At 45.3% G+C, this 19538-nt stretch carries 20 protein-coding genes; 12 read left to right on the top strand and 8 right to left on the bottom strand.

From position 1 onward, the window contains the following. The first annotated feature begins 32 nt into the window (after positions 1 to 32). Complete coding sequence (locus FY534_RS07025; protein WP_203114114.1) at positions 33 to 218, top strand: hypothetical protein; 186 nt, start codon at positions 33 to 35, stop codon at positions 216 to 218. A 117-nt stretch (positions 219 to 335) separates the two neighbouring features. Then, entirely contained in the window at positions 336 to 1289 is a 954-nt protein-coding gene (locus tag FY534_RS07020) for an oxygen-dependent tRNA uridine(34) hydroxylase TrhO (RefSeq protein WP_203114113.1), read from the top strand. Between the two features lie 134 nt (positions 1290 to 1423). On the opposite strand, the gene FY534_RS07015 is transcribed toward FY534_RS07020, so the two are convergent. The 3 genes from FY534_RS07015 to FY534_RS14920 form a co-directional block, all read right to left on the bottom strand. Further along, entirely contained in the window at positions 1424 to 2080 is a 657-nt protein-coding gene (locus FY534_RS07015; protein WP_072873139.1) for a hypothetical protein, read from the bottom strand. A gap of 99 nt (positions 2081 to 2179) precedes the next feature. After that, entirely contained in the window at positions 2180 to 3676 is a 1497-nt protein-coding gene (locus FY534_RS07010) for an MFS transporter (protein ID WP_072873242.1), read from the bottom strand. A gap of 70 nt (positions 3677 to 3746) precedes the next feature. Then, positions 3747 to 4499, bottom strand: coding sequence for a GntR family transcriptional regulator (locus FY534_RS14920; RefSeq protein ID WP_203114112.1), 753 nt, complete (start codon positions 4497 to 4499; stop codon positions 3747 to 3749). 264 nt (positions 4500 to 4763) lie between these two features. Here FY534_RS14920 and FY534_RS07000 point away from each other — a divergent pair, with 264 nt between their 5' ends. Then, positions 4764 to 5537 carry an SDR family oxidoreductase gene (locus FY534_RS07000; RefSeq protein WP_072873141.1) on the top strand — a complete coding sequence of 258 codons (774 nt, stop codon included), beginning with the start codon at positions 4764 to 4766 and terminating at the stop codon, positions 5535 to 5537. A gap of 153 nt (positions 5538 to 5690) precedes the next feature. On the opposite strand, the gene FY534_RS06995 is transcribed toward FY534_RS07000, so the two are convergent. Beyond that, positions 5691 to 6674: an aldo/keto reductase gene (locus tag FY534_RS06995; RefSeq protein WP_203114111.1), complete on the bottom strand. Its 984-nt coding sequence runs from the start codon at positions 6672 to 6674 to the stop codon at positions 5691 to 5693. A 256-nt stretch (positions 6675 to 6930) separates the two neighbouring features. On the opposite strand from FY534_RS06995, the gene FY534_RS06990 reads away from it, so the two are divergent. The 3 genes from FY534_RS06990 (at position 6931) to FY534_RS06980 (ending at position 8489) form a co-directional block, all read left to right on the top strand. Beyond that, entirely contained in the window at positions 6931 to 7158 is a 228-nt protein-coding gene (locus tag FY534_RS06990) for a helix-turn-helix domain-containing protein (protein WP_072873142.1), read from the top strand. Positions 7159 to 7298: 140 nt separating this feature from the next. Next, positions 7299 to 7718, top strand: a complete 420-nt coding sequence (locus FY534_RS06985; protein ID WP_072873143.1) for an acyl-CoA thioesterase — start codon at positions 7299 to 7301, stop codon at positions 7716 to 7718. Positions 7719 to 7727: 9 nt separating this feature from the next. After that, on the top strand, positions 7728 to 8489 hold the full coding sequence (locus tag FY534_RS06980; RefSeq protein WP_072873244.1) for an SDR family NAD(P)-dependent oxidoreductase: 762 nt from the start codon (positions 7728 to 7730) through the stop codon (positions 8487 to 8489). Positions 8490 to 8496: 7 nt separating this feature from the next. On the opposite strand, the gene aroF is transcribed toward FY534_RS06980, so the two are convergent. The 4 genes from aroF to FY534_RS06965 are packed head-to-tail and all read right to left on the bottom strand — an operon-like array spanning position 8497 to position 12196. Further along, positions 8497 to 9363: a 3-deoxy-7-phosphoheptulonate synthase gene (gene aroF / locus FY534_RS06975; protein WP_072873144.1), complete on the bottom strand. Its 867-nt coding sequence runs from the start codon at positions 9361 to 9363 to the stop codon at positions 8497 to 8499. 51 nt (positions 9364 to 9414) lie between these two features. Next, complete coding sequence (locus FY534_RS06970; protein WP_238413434.1) at positions 9415 to 10563, bottom strand: acyl-CoA dehydrogenase family protein; 1149 nt, start codon at positions 10561 to 10563, stop codon at positions 9415 to 9417. 47 nt (positions 10564 to 10610) lie between these two features. Next, the gene (locus FY534_RS15000; RefSeq protein ID WP_370541518.1) at positions 10611 to 11021 is read right to left on the bottom strand and encodes an AMP-binding enzyme; all 411 of its coding nucleotides are present in this window, start codon (positions 11019 to 11021) and stop codon (positions 10611 to 10613) included. Further along, the gene (locus tag FY534_RS06965; RefSeq protein WP_370541517.1) at positions 11018 to 12196 is read right to left on the bottom strand and encodes an AMP-binding protein; all 1179 of its coding nucleotides are present in this window, start codon (positions 12194 to 12196) and stop codon (positions 11018 to 11020) included. The genes FY534_RS15000 and FY534_RS06965 overlap by 4 nt, the downstream gene beginning before the upstream one ends. A 221-nt stretch (positions 12197 to 12417) precedes the next feature. Between FY534_RS06965 and FY534_RS06960 the strand changes: the two genes are divergently transcribed. The 6 genes from FY534_RS06960 (at position 12418) to FY534_RS06935 (ending at position 19526) form a co-directional block, all read left to right on the top strand. Continuing rightward, on the top strand, positions 12418 to 14427 hold the full coding sequence (locus FY534_RS06960) for an oxidoreductase (RefSeq protein WP_203114110.1): 2010 nt from the start codon (positions 12418 to 12420) through the stop codon (positions 14425 to 14427). Positions 14428 to 14455: 28 nt separating this feature from the next. Then, positions 14456 to 15265 carry an SDR family oxidoreductase gene (locus tag FY534_RS06955; protein WP_238413433.1) on the top strand — a complete coding sequence of 270 codons (810 nt, stop codon included), beginning with the start codon at positions 14456 to 14458 and terminating at the stop codon, positions 15263 to 15265. A 48-nt stretch (positions 15266 to 15313) separates the two neighbouring features. Then, entirely contained in the window at positions 15314 to 15580 is a 267-nt protein-coding gene (acpP, locus tag FY534_RS06950; protein WP_072873147.1) for an acyl carrier protein, read from the top strand. Between the two features lie 36 nt (positions 15581 to 15616). Then, a complete protein-coding gene (locus FY534_RS06945; RefSeq protein ID WP_203114109.1) occupies positions 15617 to 17242 on the top strand; it encodes a class I adenylate-forming enzyme family protein in 1626 nt (541 codons plus the stop codon). 76 nt (positions 17243 to 17318) lie between these two features. After that, on the top strand, positions 17319 to 18500 hold the full coding sequence (locus FY534_RS06940) for an acyl-CoA dehydrogenase family protein (protein ID WP_238413432.1): 1182 nt from the start codon (positions 17319 to 17321) through the stop codon (positions 18498 to 18500). A gap of 3 nt (positions 18501 to 18503) precedes the next feature. Further along, positions 18504 to 19526: a zinc-dependent alcohol dehydrogenase gene (locus FY534_RS06935; protein WP_203114108.1), complete on the top strand. Its 1023-nt coding sequence runs from the start codon at positions 18504 to 18506 to the stop codon at positions 19524 to 19526. The last annotated feature ends 12 nt before the right edge of the window (positions 19527 to 19538 follow it).

The following is a 19538-nucleotide window of genomic DNA, read 5'->3' as shown; positions in this document are numbered from 1 at the left end:
TAAGAGTTTGATCTATCTTGGGGGATAAACTGATGCGATTGCCGAGAAAGGTTGAAGCTGTTTTTTTTATTTCTATGGCTGCTCTGACTTCCTGGATTGCTACAGATGCCTTACATGTTCAAAAGGATTCTGCGCATGAAACTGCTAAAGCTCAGTATATATGGCGGGAAGTAAAGAGCAGTATTGAGAAAGAGTTGTCGTCTTGGTTTAAATCGTAAAAGTTCATCGTCTCGAAAGGATCGTGATATAATGATTCATGATGATAGACAAGACTTTTGTCCATTTCTAAGTCTAGTCTATGAGGCATTTGTTAATTTGAAGTGAGGGGAAAACCATTGCAATCATCCTATAGAGTACTGCTGTTCTATCAATATGTGGAGATTCAGAATCCACGGGAGACTGCTGAATGGCAACGTTCTCTTTGCGAGCGGCTGGGACTGAAAGGGAGGTTGCTGATTGCTCGTGAAGGATTAAATGGTACCGTTTGCGGTGCGGTGGAAGCTATCCAGCAGTATTGTCTCGAAACCAAAAAAGACGTACGCTTTGCCAATATGGATATCAAAGAGGATGTAACAGATACACTTGTCTTTGATAAGTTGCGAGTTCGTGTAACACAGGAAATTGTCAATCTTGGACTCGGTGATACGGTCGATCCGCTTAAGAAAACTGGAAAACACTTATCTCCCAGAGAGTTTTACGAAATGCTCTTAAACGAAGATGTTATCGTTATTGATGGACGGAATCGATATGAGTCAGAAATTGGGCATTTTCGTGGTGCAATTACTCCGGATGTGGAGACGTTTCGTGAATTTCCACTGTGGATTGATGAGCATCAAGAGATGTTAAAAGGAAAAAAAATTCTTACGTATTGCACAGGTGGCATTCGTTGCGAAAAATTGACGAGTTATTTAATAGACAAAGGATTTACTGATGTCTATCAATTAGAAGGCGGCATTATTCGCTACTCACAGGACGAAGAAGTGCAAGGGAAATTATATGATGGAAAATGTTACGTTTTCGATAATCGGATGGCAGTTCCTATTAACCGTACCGAAGAGGATGTCGTCATCAGTGCTTGTGAACATTGTGGAACAGCATGGGACATCCACGTGAATTGTGCTTATTTGGATTGTCATCGACGCCATTTGAGTTGTCCTTCTTGTCAAGAGAAATTGCAAGGTTTTTGTTCGGAAGCTTGCAGGCAACACGCACTTGAAGAGAATCGAGTCGATCCAAGAGTCCCTGCTGCAAGATCTGTTTTGGAACAAACCATCTCTGCGGCTCGCTAACCATAGCCTGTTTTGTGTTAGGCTTAATCATTATTATTCAAAGCCCTACATGACCTCTAAGTCGATATCTTTTTGATGGACTTGGAGGTCATGTATGTTTAAAGCAAGCTTGCTCGCAATTTTTTGAAACTCTTCTAAACAGCAACGACTTGCTTCAGCGAAAATAGGTGTTTGACTCGATGAGTTAAACGTTCATAGGTTTCACTGCCCATATGCTGAAGACGTTTATCTTCTGGTTGATGACAAAAGGAGGAAAATTTTTTCCCCACGAGTATAGATTGTTCTTTACTGGATTCTGTAGTATGGACTGCTTGGTGGTAAGTGTCCATTTTGTCCGAAATGTCATGTGTATAAGGAGTTGCGTCACGAAAAAGTTCCCAGAATTTATTTTCAATTTGCTTTTGGATGTTTTCATCTTTCACTTGTTGACGCATTTCGTTTACAAAACAAAAAGCTTGCAAAATAGCGTATTCTCGATTGACCACATCAGGTTCAGCTAAAGTAGCGGGTAAATAGGGGGCAACGGGCTGCATCCAACGAAAAAGTTGTATGGCCATATTCTCTGGTGTATCTTGACGATGGCCGCTTGCTTTTTGAGTGATACGTGCGATATGGTACGCTTCATCGTTTCCATGAGCCATACCGCCTTCCGGTACATTGGCGACAGCAAACTCATCTTTGGTAAAGCTCCACCAGTCATATTTGGTCATTACCATTCGGAGTACACCGAGCAGTAAAAAAATGAAGAGAAATATACCTATATACCATACCAATTCTGGATCGACGTTCAACGTTTCCCCTCCTCCATTTCAATATCTCCTTGACATGTTCATCATGTGCATGTACCAGGTCGAATATCCTCATGAGGAGAAGGGGAATTCAGGAAATCTTTACGCCGCTTCTTCTACTTTTTTGGCGGCTCGTTTACTGAAAGACAAGAACATAGCAATGAGTGCCACAGCACCAGTGATCAAAAAGGCTTGGTGGTAGGCAATGTTCATTTCGGACAGGGTAGCTGTCGATTCATTATGAATGCCTTGCAAAGAGAGCATTACCTCATAGGAAACACCACCGAGTGTAACGCCAAGACTCATGCCAAGTGTTCTTGCCATATTGAGAATGCCGCCAGTTACTCCTAATCGATTTCTGGGAGATGCATTCATAACACTCGCATTATTGGGCGGAGTGAACAGGCCGAGCCCAGAACCGACTAAAAACAGTCCCACAACCAGCATTGGATAGGTGAGCGTTCCACTCGCTAAAAATAATGCTAGCCCGCCCAACATCGTTGCTGCCATTCCAGAAACGGTCAATATACGAGCTCCATAGCGGTCGGCTAAAATTCCAGATATGGGTGTAAAAATGGTCATACCAATCGGAACGATCATCATCAGAAGTCCAGCTTGGTATGGTTCAAGATGCATAACGCGATCGAGAAAGAAAGGTCCGAGCAAGGTGACGGAATACATACTTGCAAAAGACAGCACGCCAGTAATATTTCCAATCGTGATTTGCGGGAATTTAAACAGTTTCAAATCCAATAGAGGAGTTTTTTTCTTCAATTCCATTGCAATAAAAAGAATCAGTCCCAGAACGCCAACAATCAGTGCAACCAGTTCAATTGGAGACGTCCATCCGGCGCTTTGGCCTTCTTTGACAAAATAAATGATGCCAACCAGGGTAGGGGCGAGAACAATAGCTCCCCAGATATCAAAAGGTTCTCGTTTCTCCTTGCGTTCTTCATCTCTTGGCAGGAGCAAAATACCCAACAATGTACCAATAATACCTACAGGTACATTGACAAAAAAGATCCAACGCCAACCAATGGTGGAGAGGATGGCTCCACCTATGGCAGGACCTAACGATAAACCAATTCCTTGCGCACTCCCCTGAATACCGATGGCTTTACCGCGATCGGACAAAGGAGTAGCGGCAGTAATGATGGCTACACTATTGGCCTGTAGCATAGCGGCGCCAATGGCTTGGAGAACTCGCGCTCCGTTCATGATGGCGAGCGTTGGAGAAATGCCGCAAAGAAATGAACCAACGATAAAAACACTAAAACCAATGGCATACATCCAGCGTCGTCCAAAAATATCGGCCATTCTTCCGAGCGGTATGATGAGTGCAGCAAGCGTTAAAAGATAGGTCAAACTTACCCATTCGACAGCGCCCATGGTTACTTGAAAACTTTTTTGCATGGTGGGCAAGGCAATATTAATAATACTTGCATCTAGCGCAGCCATGAAAGCGCCTATACAAACGGTTCCAACCACAAACCAGTGGTATCCTTTACGGTTACGGACTGAAGGAAGCGGTAAATGATCGAAAAAACTTTTTCTGTGAGGCGAATTGGGTTCTGTTGTAACGCTTGGCGGGGTATGCATCAACCTTCACATTCCTTTCTGTCAAAGAGACGAATAAACGAATGGGTCTGTAAAGAAGCTTCTGAATATCTCAGGATATGGAAAAGTTATCCTCCTGGCGCAACAATTTCACTTCGTATCGATAGAGAGCGGCAGGGTATTTGACAATAGAGTACTCAACAGGATCACCCGTATCATCTTGCGTGATGCGCTCTACTACGAGCAAGGGAGAGCCAATTGCTACCTGTAATAGGGCGGCAGTCTCTTCCATGGCTGTTTCGGCGTGAATCGTCTGCAATCCGGAAGCAATTCTAACGCCACAACGTTCAAAATATCCATAAACATTTTCAAATGAAGTATTGTCTTCTTCCCAAGAAGCTACGCTTAAGTCATTTGGCAACCGCAGATATGAGGTTTCCCAAAAAACAGGCTGCCCATCAATGTGAGCAATCCGTTGTAGTTCCCATGTTTGACCATCCAATGTCCAAGGAAGGACAATTTCACTTTTGTCTATGAAATGAAATGCACGCATAAAAAGAATTTGAATTTGAACCTCTTCACCACGCTGTCTCAATTCTTCTGCAAAGCCATACAGTTTGGTTGCCGTAATATGCGGCCGTGCTTGCGAGACAAACGTGCCTCTCCCTTGCTGCCGAGTGACATAGCCCATCGAGACCAAATCTCCAATAGCTTGTCGAATCGTCGTTCGGCTGACCTGAAATTGTTGAGATAATTCGGCTTCTGATGGCAGAGGATGGCCCACTGGCCATTCGCCACGTTCAATGGGTTCGATCAATTGGCGTTTAATTTTTTGATACATGGGTACGCCACCACGCAATACCAATTCACCTCCTCATGAAGAGTCATTTTTTAGATTTTCAAGATTCGTTTCAAATCATTTTGGTTTCTTGACTTGTTGATGTATGGAAATATCATAACGATATAACATCACTACAAGTTGAAACGCGATTTTATTATATTCTCTTGTCGATGAATTAGGAAGAGGAGAATAAAATTTGTTCTTGTCTGACTTCCCAGCAGCTTGTTGTCTATGGCACAATGAAAGCGTTTAGAACGATTTCTAACTAACGGTCGGGAGGGCTCGTGAATGAGCGTATTGAATTTATTTCGATTGGATGGTCAAGTTGCCATAGTCACCGGAGGTGGACGTGGACTCGGATTGCAAATTGCAGAAGCTTATGCGGAAGCAGGAGCAACGGTTGTGCTCTGCTCTCGACGAGTTGAAAATTGCCTTCAGGCTGCTCGGGAACTTACGGAAAAAGGATTTCAGGCTGAAGGGATGGAGCTTGACATACTTGAATCAGCGTCCATTCAGCGAGTTGTCGAAGCTACTCTTGAAAAATTTGGCCGTCTAGATATTTTGGTGAATAATTCTGGTGCTTCTTGGGGGGCCCCCGCTCTTGATATTCCTCTGGATGCATGGAAGAAAGTCATTGATACCAATTTAACAGGTACATTTCTGATGTCACAATTTGCGGGCCGACAAATGAAGCAACAGGGCAGGGGAAAAATTATCAATATTGCGTCAGTTGCTGGATTGCGCGGAACGGATCCTGAAGGACTTGACGCAGTACCTTATAACGCCAGTAAGGGTGGTATTGTTACACTGACGAAAGATTTGGCAGTCAAATGGGCTCGCTATGGAATTTATGTCAATGCCATAGCACCCGGATTTTTCCCAACCAAAATGACAAAAGATGTGCTTGCTCATCGGGGGGATTTTATTTTGCAAGGTATTCCACTTCGTCGTTATGGGACAGATCGCGATTTGCAAGGGGCAGCTCTTTTTCTAGCCAGTCAAGCTTCCGATTATGTCACTGGACAAATTCTAGCTGTAGATGGTGGTACAACGGCTCGATAAATTAGATACAAGAGTCCTATTTTCCGCAGTTTGAAAAGTAGAGAAGGCAGGCGTTGAATACTTAATTTGGAAAAGATGAAAAGCCCTCGAAAGTTAAGGGCTTCTTATCTTTTCAAACGGTTGTAACCTGAGAGAAAAACAGAGAAAAATTCACTATCTGTTTTGGATAGATTTACTGATTTTATCAATTTTCTCTATATCATCCGGTTCTAATTGAAACTGAAGGCTACCAGCATTGTCACGGGCTTGCTTGACTTTTGAAGCACCAGGAATAGCCAGTACAGTTTCTCCATGAGCCGTAATGAGCCAATTGAGTGCCAACTGGCTGACAGTAGCTTGATATTTTTCAGTAAGTGATCGTAAAACGTCAATCAGAGGTTTGGTGGTTAACAGATTTTGACGTTTAAACTTGCCCTGAAATTTGCGTGGACCGGATAGCGTTGTTGACGCACTGGGATTTTCGTGAAATCTTCCAGTTAAGAGTCCTTGTTCAAGGGGCGAATAGGCAATAATGCTTATTTTCAATTCCATTGCAACGTCCATAATGCCATTACGTTCTATTCTTCTATCGAGTAAGCTGTATTTTACCTGATTGGAAACTAGCTTGATACCATATTTACTTAATATTTGATGAGCTATTCGCATTTGCTTGGCGTTAAAATTGCTTACGCCGACATATCGGATGGCTCCTTTTTCGACTAATTTAGCCATAGCATCCATTTGACTTCGAATGCTTGAAAAAGCATACGGTTGGTGAATTTGGTATAAATCGATAGGATAAGGCGCCAAACATTCTTGACGTTCTTGAATAGATGATAGAATATGGCTGGCGCGACGACCTATCGGCCACCATTTGCTAGCAATAAAGACTTCTCCCGGTTGACACCCGTTGGCTAGGAGTGCTTGTGAAAGTGCGCGTTCTGATTCTCCTCGTCCGTATATTTCTGCTGTATCAAACCAGTTGATGCCATTCTGAAGGCTTTCATCCACAATTTCTTGAATGCGTTCTTTGTCTAGAACATCCCAAAACTTTCCCACCAGTCCTTTGCCAAGACTAAATTGCCAACATCCAAGGCCAATGGCCGACAGAAAAGTATCAGAATTACCCAAAGGCCGACGTGAAATCGGCATTGTCATGCATGTTCCCCCTTATTTGCATTCCTATACACACGTTTAATAGAAGCTCTTGCTTCGTCCTGTATTACTGAAGTCAAATGGATTTTACTTTCTAGAGCATTACATTTCCTCGCATGTGTACAAAACCCTTCTTATCATACAATATGTCAGTTCCGCCTATGTTGATGAGGGCATGCACAGAGAAATCGAGTCTCACATACTATACCCTGACTGTATCCCGCTCTTGTACTCGATGCGGCAGGGAGGGATAAGCGAAATGTCTTCGGGCAAAGAGGCGAGTGCCAAGTCATTGCTCACCAATCGCGAACGAGAAGTTTTTGAATTATTAGTACAGGACAAAACGACAAAAGAAATCGCGTCCCAACTATTCGTGAGCGAAAAAACAGTGAGAAATCACATTTCTAATGTGATGAAAAAATTGAATGTAAAGGGTCGTTCGCAAGCGGTTGTGGAACTTGTACGTATGGGAGAATTATCAATTTGAACTCTTGACCCCCTACAACCATCTGTAGGGGATCATTCTTGATAAAAGCCCCCAGCCGAAAAATCCATGTCGTTGCAACGCAAAGAATCGTGTAAGATAACAGAGGAATAAACTTACCAGGCAGGGGCAAGTGATCTATCTTGAATCATTATCGTTTTCATCATCGATTGCGCGTGCGTTGGGATGAAGTAGACGCTCAGCGCGTGGTCTTCAACGCGCATTATTTAACTTATCTTGACGTAGCATTTGCAGAATACATAAGGCGAGGAGTCGCCGTTCACCAAGGAGAAATGCGCAATACAGTCATAGTCAAAACGGAATTAGAGTTTTTCTCTTCTGCACGTTACGATGAAGAACTGGCTATTGGCGTTCGCACCGTATCGATGGGAAGGACAAGCCTGCAAGTAGATTTTGAAATTAAACGCCATCAAGATGTGCTCGTCCGTGCTCATACTGTCTATGTGCATATGGATCTGGAAACGCAGAAACCTCTACCTATACCCGAGGAATGGAGAACGCGTATTCAGTTATTTGAAAATATGGTTAAAGATAAGGAGTAGCTCATGAATATGCAAAGATTTGCTGGGAAAGTTGCCATAGTCACTGGTGCTGCCGGTGGAATCGGATCGGCCAGTGCTAAATTGCTTGCTCAACAAGGGGCTTCACTTGCGGTAGCAGATATTCAAGAAGAACGAGGAAAAAAAATCGCTGATGAGATTCTTGCTAAAGGCGGTAAAGCTATATTTGTTCCGGTAGATGTCTCTTCCTATGAAAGCGTTCAGTTACTAGTTGAAACCACTGTAAAACACTATGGGCAACTTGATATTATGTTTAACAATGCTGGAATATTTGGGGAAGGTAAACTGGACTTATTGGAGATGCCGTTGGAAGAATATCTTCGTACAGTAGCCATCAATCAAAATGGGGTTTTTTACGGCATTCGAGCGGCGGCGGCGGTTATGAAGGAGCGTGGCGGAGTAATTATCAATACAGCCTCTATCTACGCTTTCTTGGCTGATCGTAGACAGTTGCCATATCACGCAACGAAAGCGGCAGTAGTCGGCATGACAAAGGCGGCTGCACTCGATTTGGCTAAATACAATATCCGAGTAGTGGCTATAGCTCCGAGTATGATAGATACGCCACTCGTTGACAGGTGGCGTGAAGATGAACGCGTATGGAATTATGTGCGTAAAGCGCAAATGCGACAACAGTTTGGCACTGCGGAGCAGGTTGCCCAAGTTGTCGCATTTCTTGCTAGCGATGAAGCCTCATTTGTCAACGGTCACGAATTTTACGTGGATGATGGAGCAGCTTCCTTTAAACGTTAATGTTGCGTCATGAGACGCTGATTTTCGCAGTCCGCGCATTCTTCGCCTCTTCGAAGAAGGGTTGGCAAAAGTCGGATAGCTGATGAATGTGCGGAGCAAGTCTGCGAAATTCTTCAACTGTAAGCGACTGGGGACCATCAGAAAGAGCTTCGGCAGGATTGGAATGTACCTCCACCATAATGCCATCTGCGCCAACAGCAATAGCAGCCCGAGAAAGTGCAGGCACATATCCAGAATGTCCTGTTCCATGACTCGGATCGATTAAAATAGGTAAGTGAGAGAGTTTTCTTATGACTGGAACGGCGTTTAAGTCCAATGTAAAACGAGTAGCTGTTTCAAACGTGCGAATTCCCCGTTCACAGAGAATCACAGAAGGATTTCCTGCTGATAAAATATATTCTGCGGACATTAGCCATTCTTCAATGGTATTCGCTAGACCTCGTTTGAGCATGACTGGCTTTTTGGTTTTTCCGACAGCTTTTAATAAAGGATAATTTTGCATATTTCTTGCGCCGATTTGCAGTATGTCAACATAATGTGCAACGAGGGGCAGCGTTTCTACATCCATAACTTCTGAAATGGTTGGTAATCCTGTAATATCGCTTGCCTCGGCCATAATTCGCAGACCTTCTTCACCCATACCCTGGAAAGAATACGGAGAAGTACGTGGTTTGTAAGCACCTCCACGCAAAATTTGTGCGCCTGCCTTTTGCAATTCAATAGCGATTTCCACATAGCTGTCTCTAGATTCTACAGAGCATGGACCAGCTATAATAGTTGCAGATTTTCCGCCAATCTGGATATCACCCACTTGTACCACACTATTCTCAGGATGGTTCTCACGGCTTGCTAATGGGTAGGGGATTTTTGACATATGTGTTCTGCCTCTCTTCCATTCAAGTTGAATTACTGTGGCGAATCAGTTTTATGACTGGTTTTGACGGTACTGTCGAATAACGCTGCGAGCAATTGTCATTTTCTGTGTTTCTGAGGTACCTTCTTCAAAGCGTAACATTCGAGCATCGCGGTAGATGCGCTCCATCTCTCCTTTGAAATACCCAATTCCACCATGAATTTGCAGGGCCAAATCAGTCACGCGTTGCAACATTTCAGATGCAAAAAGTTTGGCCATAGAGGCTTGTCGAGCAATGGTTAAGCCAGATTCAAAATCTGCGGCAGCTTTAAACACCAATTGTTTAGCAGCCTCAATATCCGTAGCCATTTCCGCAATCCACATTTGAATGGTGGGGCGCTCCAAAAGCGTTTTGCCAAATGTTACTCGCTTTGAAGCATGCTGCACAGCTAATTGCAAGGCTCGATCTGCAAGTCCCACACAAGTCATGCCAATCGCTAAACGGCTAGGGTCTAGAAAACCTTGAAAAGCTACGGTTAGTCCGTCGCCTTCTTCTCCAAGTCGCATACTGGCAGAAACACGACAGTCACGTAAGTATAGATGTCCGTGACGTGTTCCAGTTACTCCCATAGCATCTTGCATCAGTTCGATGGTTAATCCTTGCGAGTCACGGGGGACCAGAAAGGCAAGCGTACCTTCGCTACCCTGGCTATCTTCCAAACGGCAGAAAAGTAAAAAGTAATCTGTTAAATCGGAAAAAATAATCATCCATTTTTCCCCGTTCAGAAGGTAGTCATCTCCATCGCGCCGGGCAGTTGTTTTTAAGTCCGCTCCCGATCCGGAATGGGGCTCCGTGAGAGTAAAAGTAATCCACTTTTCACTGTTGACAAAAGGTCGGACAAAGTTTTCTAACTGTTGTTGGCTTGCTTTAGATGCAAGTGATCGCCATAAACTGTTGGTCACGTGAATAAGCACCCGCAATGAACCGTGCAGCTGAGCAAAATAAAAGAGCATCTCGAGGTATTGATGCATACTGAAACCCAGACCACCTAGATTTTCTGGAGCAGTTAAGCGAAAGTAGCCTCGCTGGCGCAATTCTTCAATGACGTTTTTATCAACATGTCCAGAAGCCTCAATTTGTTCACTGAAGAGGCGGCCGCGTGTGGCAACAAAATCCTGTACTTCTTGGAGTTTTTGTTGAAAAGAGATCTCATCTTGCAATCTGATTTCATCCTTTCCAAGGCGTTGTCCACTTTTAACCAGTTTTTTTATGCGTCGAGTGACTTTTCTTGAAGCCGCTGACGAAGCAAATATTTTTGGATTTTTCCACTGGCTGTGCGAGGCATCTCAGCAATCCATTCGAGACGTTCTGGCCAATAAATTTTAGCAACACCCTGTTGTTGTAAGAATCCTGTAATATCCTCCAGTTTCAACGGCTGGCTGTCTTCTTTGCCAACGACAAAGAGACAAGCACGTTCACCAAGACGAAGATCTGGCATGGCGACCAAAGCTGCATCAGCGATAGAAGGGTGCGTATAAAGCAGATTTTCAATTTCGGCTACCGGAATTTTTTCTCCACCACGATTGATGATGTCTTTTTTTCTACCACTGATTTTGATAAATCCGTCTTCATCCACAATGGCTAAATCGCCTGTGTCAAAATAACCATCTTTCGTCAAAGCAGCCTCATAAAGATCGGGGCGATGCAGATAACCAATGAACATAGCGGGTGTTTTGACTTGGAAATTACCTTCTGTACCAGGGGGAGAACTTGTCCATTCTCGTCGACTACGCGAATAGACATTCCTTCCATGACTCGTCCATCCGTGCCCCAGAGTTTTTCAACCGGATCGTCCGGATGACCAACCGTAACTAAGCAGGTTTCTGTTGAACCCCATGCGCCAACAATTTTGCAAGCGAGCTTTTGTTTGGCTAAATCAGCTAATTGTCTTGGTATAGCGGCGCCCGTTGCCACAAAAATGCGCAATCCCTGTGGTGGCTCTGACATATGTGTGATATCCGAGAGGAAGGGCATGGCCGCTTGTACAAATGTGGCTCCTTCCTTCTCAATGGCCTGTTTGGCTTTCTCCACATGCCATGCAGCGTGATACACGCCAGTGGCGCCAAGGAAGAGTGAAAGCATCATGCCGTAGAGAAAACCGGTTTGATGAGCCAGCGGCGAAGGAACCCAAATAACGTCTTGGTGAGAAAGGCGTAAAGTTTGCGTATGGCGAAACAAAGCATAAGACAATGTGGAAAAAGTATGCAAAGCTCCCTTGGGTTCTCCTGTTGTACCCGATGTAAATAACAATTGAGCAATAGAGTCCAGGGTAGGGGCGTGTGGTTGCAAATGGTACTCGTGATCAAGTGGATCAGCGAGTCCAGCTAGTGAAGAGAGCGCAGGAATTTGTTCTGACTGAGGAATGCAGAAGAATTGCAGATCTGCAAATTTGTCCTCTAAGGAATGCGCCAATTGGCTGTAATCAAAGTTTCTGTATGTATCCGGGTAAATGTAAAAGCGAGCTTGGGAACGCTCCAGAATAAACCGAACCTCACGTTCGCGAAGTGAGGGCAAAAGTGGGCATGGCACGCCGCCAGCATACCAAATTCCCATGGTGATCACGATAAATTGCCATCCGCTTGGCAATTGGTAGGCAACCGCTTCGCCTTTTTTCAGACCTTTGGCCAGCAGATTAGCAGCAATCGTTTCAGCAGTCTCTTGCAATTCTTGATAACTCATAGTTATCGATTGAGGGTTGCTGATATCCACTACAGCAGTTTTGGTAGGGAATTTTCTCACGTGCTGCTTTATAGATTCAAGAAATCCGGAATGGTGGAAGAGGTTTTCCATCATCTGACCTATCCCCCTTGTTCTACTCCTATGAATAACCACAGATTTTTAGTACCTGATGATAATTTTTGGGCAAAAATTTATGACCTGATTATAAAATTACGCCAAAATATAGTATAGTCCTTTTCATAGAGAGGATCGTCGAGATTGAGAATCAGATATTTTGTAAATCGAAAAATATCTTACACCCTATATTTGCTATTTTCAATTGCAGGAGGGCCACCATGTCATATTCTGCAGAGCAGATCAATGAGTTTTCAAATTTGAAAAATCCTGGGAAGATTGGCACACTTCATTTGCCACATCGTGTATTGATGGGTTCTATGCATCTAGGGTTAGAGGCAGAGCCTGAAGTCTTTCAACGTCTCGTTGCTTTTTACGAAGAGCGCGCCAAGGGAGGCGCTGCATTGATGATCACTGGCGGAGTCGCTGTGTTGCCTGAAGGCGGTGGGGACCATATGTTTTGTCTCACCGATTCGGAACACGATTTTTTTCTTGCTGAATTGGTTCAACGAATCCATCAAGTTGGCGGCAAAGTAGCCATGCAACTATTTCATTCTGGACGCTATGCTTTTTCTAAAGAGACAGGTATGCCGTCCTATGCCCCAAGCGCTATAGCATCCAATTGGACACGTGAGACACCTGTGGAAATGTCAATCGATGATATTCAACGAACCATCCAGGCATTTGCTAGTGGAGCTCTGAAAGCGAAAAAGTGGGGTTATGACGCCATTGAAGTGATGGGGTCTGAAGGATATTTGCTGAACGAATTTCTTTCTCCGTTGACAAACCACCGTAAGGACGAATATGGCGGTTCGTTAGCTGGCAGAATGCGTATCAGCTTGGAGGTTGTGAGAGCCATTCGTGAACAGGTGGGAGAAAATTTTCCGCTGATTTTTCGAATGTCTGGCCTAGATTGTATGCCGGGAAGCACGAACCCTGATGAAACTTTGGAATTTGCCAAATGTTTAGAAATGGCTGGCGTAGATGCTTTGAATATTGGCATAGGTTGGCATGAATCTCAGGTTCCTACGGTGGCTGCTGTAGTGCCTCGAGCAGCATTTTCAACGGTAGCAGCAAGTATAAAAGAAGTGGTGAATATCCCAATTCTTGTTGCGAATCGCGTGAATACACCAGAAGTAGCTGAACACATTCTTTCTCAAGGTTGGGCAGATTTTATTGCACCAGCTAGACCCTGGCTTGCTGATGCAGAATTTGCTAACAAAGCATTGTCACAGCAACGGCAGCTTTTAAACGTCTGTGTGGCTTGTAATCAAGCATGCCTGGATCACACAATGGCTCAACCTCCACAGCCAGTCAGTTGCATGGTGAATCCGCGTACTGGCGCAGAGAGTCTTTATCCAATTATTTTTGCTCAAAAAAAGAAAAAGATTGCCGTGATAGGCGGAGGTCCTGCTGGTTTAGAAGCTGCAAGAGCCGCTGCTTCTCGTGGACATCAGGTGGTGCTTTTTGAACGTCAAGCGCAACTTGGTGGACAGTTCCGCTTAGCGGCACGTGTCCCTGGCAAAGAGGAGTTTTATGAAACACTGCGTTATTTTGAGCATGTGTTGCAGCAATTGCATGTGGAAGTGCGTTTGTCGCACAATGTCCATGCGAGCGAATTGACCTCGTTTGATGCAGTGATTGTGGCTACAGGAGTCCATCCGCGCATTCCTTCCATTCCAGGGGTTGAATTGCCGCACGTGGTCACTTATCCTGAAGTTTTGACTGGACAAGTCATCCTTGGCAAGCGTCTTTTGGTGCTAGGAACGGGAGGAATCGGTTGTGATGTAACCAAGTATTTACTGGAAACCGCCGCACCTCCTGCCGAAGTGAGTCGCTTTGCAAAGCAGTATGACGTAACGGAAGTAAGTGTTCCTGTACAAAGAACCATTACGCTTGTGTCGCGATCGGACAAATGGGCAACAGGCATTGGCAAAACGACACGCTGGATTGTGCGCAGAGAATTAAATCGTCCAGAAGTCAAGTTGGTTAAGCAATTTCAACCGCTAGAAATTCGCGAAACAGGTTTATGGGGTCAGACTCCTGAAGGAGAAAAACTTCTCGAAGCCGATCAAATTATTCTCTGCACAGGCCAGGAAACATCTTCTTTCGATGTCGAAGTATTAGCTAAACGCATACCCATTTTTCGAGTGGGTGGTGCCAAGGACGCCAGTCAATTGAATGCAGTTCGAGCGATGCGTGAAGCTTTTGAAGCGGCGTACGCTTTGTAAATCAAGAGTAGGAAGGGTGGGACTTTTCATGAATCCAGGGTCAGAAAAGTATATGCAAACTTTTGGACTATCCGGGAAAAAAGTTCTTATCACGGGTAGCGGCCGGGGAATTGGCAGATCGACAGCTTTAGCTATGGCAATGGCTGGAGCAGACGTGGCAGTGCATTATCGTCGTGATGAAGCTGCCGCTCATGAGACTGCTGAAGAAATTCGTCAAATGGGCAGAGATTGTCTGGTTTTGCGGGCAGAGATGGAATCGCAAGAAGAGATTGAGCAAATGTTTAAAGAGATTCGCCAACGTTGGGGACGTTTGGATGTGTTTGTAGCAAACGCAGCCGCCAGTGCCTTTAAATCCATTGCAGAATTAAAGGATTATCATTTGGAGCGCACCTATAAAATGGTGTTACATAGTTTAGTCATCTGCGTGCAGCAGGCTGTGCCGCTCATGACAGGCTCATATGGCAGAATCATTGCCATGTCCAGTATGGGCAGTGACTTTACCTTACCGCGTTACGCAGTTTTAGGAAGTGCCAAAGCTGCGCTGGAATCGCTTGTTCGATATATTGCTGCTGAGTATGGATCGCAAAACATTACTTGCAACGCTTTGAATCCGGGCGTTGTGGACACAGATTCAGCTCGTTATTATGGCGGCAATCATTACGAAGCGTATCGTAAAGATGTGATTCGTCACACTCCACTCGGAAGGTTGGCCAATCCAAGGGATGTAGCCGATGCAGCCGTTTTTTTGGCGAGTGACGCATCTCGTTTTATCACTGGACAAACTATCCGCATTGACGGCGGTTTGACGCTTCTCACTGGCGGATTTGAAAGTTTTTGAAGATAGACAGAAAATATTCATTTGATACAAGGAAAGGATGTTTTCAATATGGCAGAACAGTGGACAGTGGAAGAAATCACTCGTCGTGTCAAGCAGGTAACAGCGAATCAATTACAGGTGGATGTGGAGTCCATTCGCCCAGAAAATCATTATGTGGACGATCTCGGCGCGGATTCTTTGGATTTAACCGAGTTGGCCATCGCTTTTGAAGATGAATTTGATTTGGAAATCCCTGATTCGGATTTCAATCATTTGAGCACGGTGTCTGGTGTAGTGGAGTACCTCAAAGGGAGACTGTCCATATCTGATCATTGATGGCAGGTTATTGCGAAATAAAAAGGAGACAGGGCTATGAAGCGATTTCCAGGCATGGTCTTGACAGAAGAACGGGCAGAACATTATCTGCAGCAGAATATATGGTCCAAAGAATCATTTGTTGATGTTTTAGAACAAAATGCCCGACTTGCGCCTGACCTTTTGCATCGTGATGAAAAAAGGCAATTGACTTATGCTGAGTTATGGCGGGAGGTGGAATCTGTTGCTTCCTCTCTCCTCCAACTTGGAGTTCGTAAAGGTGATGCGGTAGCTATTCAGATGCCAAACAGTTTGGACTATGTTGTAGCTCTTTTTGGCGCCGCTCGAATTGGAGCCGTTGCGGTTCTTTTGCAAACCGATTTAGGTCGCGAGGCATTAGTGTATAGCTTGCGTAAGTCAGCAGCTAAGATTTGGATTGTGGCAGAAAGTTTCCGCGGCGAGTCGTTGATTGAAACAGCGCTCGCTGTCAAAGAACAGTTGCCTAGCTTAGAGCACGTCATTCTCCAAGGTTCACAATCCTCCCCATCCTTGCCGGTTCGTTCTTTTGAACAACTTTGCAGCGCTACGCCGGAAAATCGTTCCTTACTTGATGAATTTCGTCCAGATCCGCTCGATCCGTTTGTCATGGTGTTTACATCGGGCACAACCGGATCGCCGAAAGGAGTTGTGCAGTTACACGCCAATTACTTATGGTCTTGTCGGGCTTATGCGCAAATTTATGGTTTTCAAAGGGGTTTAGCCACGCTGAATATGGCGCCGATTTGTCACCAAACAGGGATGTTGGTTGGCGTGATGATGCCTATTGCCACCTGTGGGCGAATGGTATTGATGGAGCGTTTTGCCGTGAGTCGAGTTCTGCAATGGATTGCCAAAGAAAAGCCCACTTTTCTTTGTGGTGCGCCGCCCCATCTGATTCATGTAGCCAGTGCGCCTAAATTGCGGGATGCTGATACTTCGTCTGTAAAACTTTTCATTTATGCTGGCGCACCTGTACCAAGTGCCATTTTGCAACGGTTGCAAGAGGAAACTGGCATTGTAGTCGGCGGCATGTTTGGTTGGACAGAAGGTTTTGTGGCTTGTTGCACGCGGCCTGATGATGGTATTGAAGCCATCAGTAAAACCGTTGGTCAAGCGGTACCCGGTATCGAGATTGTGCTAATGGACGAAGAATACCAGCCTGTTCAACCAGGAGAACCTGGGGAGATGTGGGCAAGAGGACCTAATTTCAGTGCAGGTTACTACGATAATCCTGAGGCTTCGGCGCGCCAATGGGATAGTGAAGGTTGGTTTCACTCTGGGGATTTGTTTCGCCAAGATGAAAAAGGCCGCTATATATTTATGGGACGTGCTGACGATATTATCAATCGTGGCGGTACAAAGATTGATCCAAAGAGTGTAGAGGATGTGTGCGCCGCCCATCCCTCCATTCAAACAGTGGCTATAGTTGGTGCGCCTGACGAAACGCTGGGCCAACATACAGTAGCTTGTGTAGTTCTTCATGAAGGAACCACTCTGCAATTGGACGAGTTACGCCAGTTTTTATCTGAGGCTGGATTAGCCAAGTTTGAACTTCCAGATCGATTAAAAATTATGGAACAATTGCCGATGACGCATTCCGGAAAAATCAAAAAGAAAGAGTTGCGCCAGATGTTAGCTCTTTAATAAATAGCCAAGTCTACTTAAGTAAAAGAAATCTAGCATCGTTAAGTGAGAATGTTGATGGAGAGGAGAATCCATTTTGGTTGAGGAGACAAGCACTTTGCTTCAGGAGAGAGCGGAAGCTATCCGTCAACGAGTTATTCAGTTTCGTACTGAAGAGGCTGTGGAATGGGCTAAGCAGATTGAGCGTGATGAGAAAATTCCTCCAGAGTTGTGGCAGCGTATTCGCCAGCTTGGTTTTCACCGTTTGACACAACCGACGTGGGCTGGAGGAGAAGGTTTGCCTCTGGCCATGTATTTTCCGATTTTAGAAGAGGTAGCTCGCTGTCACGGTTCCATTCGCATGGTGGTGCATGCCTACAACAGTATCTGGAGAACTGTTGGTAACGGTCGCCCAGAACAGCAAAAAGAATGGGTGCCACAAGTAGCATCCGGACAATGTTTGGTGGCGTTTGCGTTAACTGAGCCAGACAACGGCACAGGGATTGATTTACGCACCACTGCAACTTACGAAAACGGCGAGTTTGTTTTGAATGGCCGCAAGCATTTAATCACCTTTGCTGACGAAGCGACTATTTTTGTCGTGATTGCTAAAACAGATGCCAATGCTGGCCGTCAGGGATTAACAGCGTTTATTGTGCCGCGGCATCAGGTCGGTTTACATATAGAAATGCAACCACAAATGATGGGTGACAAAGGCAGCACGCACGGCATTCTAACTTTTAGCAACTGTCGAATTCCTGAGGAAAATGTATTGGGTGAAATTGGACAAGGATTTGACTTGGCGTTGCGTGGTTTTCTCGATCAGAGCCGTGCCTGTATTGCCCAGAGTGCAGTTGGGGTAGCAGAAGAATCGTTGCAGCAAGCGCTCTTGCACGTTCGACGCAGAACCACATTTGGCAAAGCTTTGGCTAGCCGTCAAGCGGTACAGATGCGCCTGGCCGAGATGGCCATCTCCATTCAGGCTGGACGACTGCTTTGTTTGGATGCGGCTCATAAGTACGATCGCGGTGAAACGATTTCTGTTGAAGCTTCCATGGCCAAGGCGCACGCCATTAAAATGGTAGGCGAAGTTACTGACGCGGCACTTGCTCTCTATGGCGGCGTAGGGTATATGGTAGGCAGTCCGGTAGAACGACTTTATCGCGATGCTCGTTCACTCTGGTTTGAAGAGGGCACGGCTGAGATGCAGAAAATGACCATTGTCGAATCTATGTTGACTGCCGCTCGTCAACGTGATCGGCAAAAACGGGAGTCTTAAACCATGCTGGCTGTCCTTTTTTCTCAAGAAAAGGGTCTGTATGTGGATACGGTGGACGATCCGGTTTTAACTTCCGAGGAAGTGCTTGTTCAAGTTGAAGCGTGTGGAGTTTGTGGATCCGATCGTCAAGTGGTTGAGGGTCGGATGCCCTTACCATTTGGTTCTCCTGTTCCGGCAGTGTTAGGTCATGAGATTGCGGGCAGGATTTGCGACGCTAACGCTTCTTCAGTCCATTCATCCGTGCTGGTCTACCCATTTGTACCTTGTGGGCAATGTCGACTTTGTCAAACAGGATACCATCATCTCTGTCTTCAGCAAAAGGTCATTGGTTATCAGATGTGGGGCGGCTATGCTGAATTGGTCAAAGTGCCGAAATCACAATTGATTCCTTATGATGGTGTCCGATTGACTCCAGAAGTTGCTGCTCTATTGGTGGATGCTTTTGCAACACCCTATCACGCAATTCGTCAATCTCATCTTGAAGCGGGCATGACGGCGTTAGTGCTTGGTGCCGGAGGACTGGGTGTAGCGGCTGTGATGCTTTTGCACGTACTGGGTGTGCGGGCCATGGGACTTTCGAGTCGCACAGAAGGTTTAGCTTTGTTTGAACGGGCTGGAGCCGAACAGGTGGAAAGTCTGGAAACGGATGCGCGCGCACTGGGTAGACAGATTCGACGTTGGTCGGGCGGTGGAGTTGATGTGGTGTTGGATACCTACGGAAATTCTCGCTCGTTACAAATAGCGCTTGATTTTGTTCGTCCTGGCGGTTCAGTGATGGTTCTGGGCATGCACGATGGGGACGTCCAGATTGCTCAGATGCAACAGTTTGTTCGCAAAGGAATTACGGTTACGGGCAGTTATGCTTCAGAAAAGGTTGAAATTGTAGAACTCATTTCTATGGCGGAACAAGGGATTCTCAATAGTCACGCAATGATTGAGCGTGTAACAACACTTCATGAATTGCCACAGGTGTTTGAAACAGACACCCGTAGTGCCGGCAGAATAGTGGTAAAACCCACTGAATGAGTTGTGCATGCG

Source organism: Alicyclobacillus sp. TC (assembly GCF_016804365.1).
Lineage (GTDB): Bacteria > Bacillota > Bacilli > Alicyclobacillales > Alicyclobacillaceae > Alicyclobacillus_I > Alicyclobacillus_I tolerans.
This window is presented reverse-complemented; position numbering and strand designations above follow the sequence as displayed.

What these genes read in the sequence shown, in the direction of transcription:
- FY534_RS06960 (WP_203114110.1), top strand. Translation starts at nt 12,418, where the DNA reads ATGTCATATTCTGCAGAGCAGATCAATGAGTTTTCAAATTTGAAAAAT.
- FY534_RS06935 (WP_203114108.1), top strand. Translation starts at nt 18,504, where the DNA reads ATGCTGGCTGTCCTTTTTTCTCAAGAAAAGGGTCTGTATGTGGATACG.
- FY534_RS07000 (WP_072873141.1), top strand. Translation starts at nt 4,764, where the DNA reads ATGAGCGTATTGAATTTATTTCGATTGGATGGTCAAGTTGCCATAGTC.
- aroF (WP_072873144.1), bottom strand. Translation starts at nt 9,363, where the DNA reads ATGTCAAAAATCCCCTACCCATTAGCAAGCCGTGAGAACCATCCTGAG.
- FY534_RS06990 (WP_072873142.1), top strand. Translation starts at nt 6,931, where the DNA reads ATGTCTTCGGGCAAAGAGGCGAGTGCCAAGTCATTGCTCACCAATCGC.
- FY534_RS06965 (WP_370541517.1), bottom strand. Translation starts at nt 12,196, where the DNA reads ATGATGGAAAACCTCTTCCACCATTCCGGATTTCTTGAATCTATAAAG.
- FY534_RS07010 (WP_072873242.1), bottom strand. Translation starts at nt 3,676, where the DNA reads ATGCATACCCCGCCAAGCGTTACAACAGAACCCAATTCGCCTCACAGA.
- FY534_RS07025 (WP_203114114.1), top strand. Translation starts at nt 33, where the DNA reads ATGCGATTGCCGAGAAAGGTTGAAGCTGTTTTTTTTATTTCTATGGCT.
- acpP (WP_072873147.1), top strand. Translation starts at nt 15,314, where the DNA reads ATGGCAGAACAGTGGACAGTGGAAGAAATCACTCGTCGTGTCAAGCAG.
- FY534_RS06995 (WP_203114111.1), bottom strand. Translation starts at nt 6,674, where the DNA reads ATGACAATGCCGATTTCACGTCGGCCTTTGGGTAATTCTGATACTTTT.
- FY534_RS06980 (WP_072873244.1), top strand. Translation starts at nt 7,728, where the DNA reads ATGCAAAGATTTGCTGGGAAAGTTGCCATAGTCACTGGTGCTGCCGGT.
- FY534_RS06955 (WP_238413433.1), top strand. Translation starts at nt 14,456, where the DNA reads ATGAATCCAGGGTCAGAAAAGTATATGCAAACTTTTGGACTATCCGGG.
- FY534_RS06945 (WP_203114109.1), top strand. Translation starts at nt 15,617, where the DNA reads ATGAAGCGATTTCCAGGCATGGTCTTGACAGAAGAACGGGCAGAACAT.